The 1,322-nt window shown below is 66.3% G+C and carries 1 protein-coding gene; it reads left to right on the forward strand.

Annotated elements, in window-relative coordinates; all coding sequences use genetic code 11:
- Positions 1-38: 38 nt before the first annotated feature.
- On the forward strand, positions 39-1,322 hold a 1,284-nt coding region (locus FVF58_RS51060), incomplete at its 3' end, for an MFS transporter (protein WP_149676991.1).

Genomic DNA, 1,322 nt, shown 5'->3' on the forward strand with positions numbered 1-1,322 from the left:
CCTACGCTGCCCCAAATGCGACCCAAGGAGACACATAAATGACAGTTTTCGAGCATGAGACCCGGTACGAGCGCCGCACGCTCGTGCTGCTGGGTGTCGGTTTCGGTCTGGTGGGTTTTGACCGGTGGCTGATGGCGCCGCTGTTCCCGCACATGATGGCCGAGCTGAACCTGAACTATTCGCAGCTGGGCAGCCTGATTGGGGTACTCGGCGTCGCCTGGGGACTGTGGTCCATTGCAATGGGCCCCCTGTCGGACCGCATCGGCAGGAAGAAGATTCTCGTGACCACGATGGTCGCCTTTTCGTTGCTCTCGAGCCTCTCGGGACTGGCCTCCGGCTTCCTGAGCCTGATGTGCCTGCGTGCCGTGATGGGCGTCGCAGAAGGGGCGTTTACACCGGCGAGCCTCGCGGCCAACAGTGAAGCGTCCCGGCCGTCGCGGCGCGGGCTGAATCTGGGGCTGCAACTGAGCATGATGCCGCTCATGGGACTGGGCTTCGCGCCGATCGTGGCCACGCAGCTGCTGCAGATCGTGCCCTCCTGGCACTGGGTCTTCACGATCTCCGCCGTGCCTGGTCTGATCGTGGCGGTCCTGATCTGGCGCAATCTGCACGAGCGCAGCGCCAGCGAGCCGCTCACGGCCCACATGCCCGTGACCAGGCCACGCTGGACCGAGCTGCTGGCCAGCCGCAACGTGATTGTCGCGACCGCCGCGATCCTGTGTGCGATGGGCGGGATTTTCGTGATCGGTGCCATGGTGCCGACCTATCTGGTCACCGTGCTGCACCTGGATACGCGCAGCATGGGCTTCGTTGCCTCGGCCGTCGGCTTCGGCGGCTTTGTCGGCTCGTTCGGCGTGGCCGGCATTTCCGACTACATCGGCCGCCGGCCCACCGCACTGATTGGCTTCGTCGCCGCGGCCGTGCTGCTGTACTTCTTCGCGAACACCGGCGCCCATCCTCAACTGCTGTTCGCCCTGCTGTTCGGCGTGGCGATGTTCTCGATCGGCCTGCTCAGCCTGCTGAGCGGCCCGGTGGCGATCGAGGCCGCGCCGCTGGGGCTCGTCGCCTCGACCATTGGATTCGTCTCCGGGGTGGGCGAGACCTTCGGCGGAGGTGTCGCGCCGGTGATCGCCGGTTTCGTCGCCCAGCATTTCGGCCTCGCACGAACCCTTGACTTCGCGCTGTACAGCCTCGTCGCCGGGGCAGTCGTCACGGTGTTCCTCATCGAGACCGCACCCCGCCGGCGCGCGGCCATCACCCCGGCCGACGACCCCGCGCACGACACGATCAACGCCTCTGGCGTCGCCAATGCCGATCCCTCA

This window comes from Paraburkholderia panacisoli (assembly GCF_008369935.1).
GTDB classification, from domain to species: domain Bacteria; phylum Pseudomonadota; class Gammaproteobacteria; order Burkholderiales; family Burkholderiaceae; genus Paraburkholderia; species Paraburkholderia panacisoli.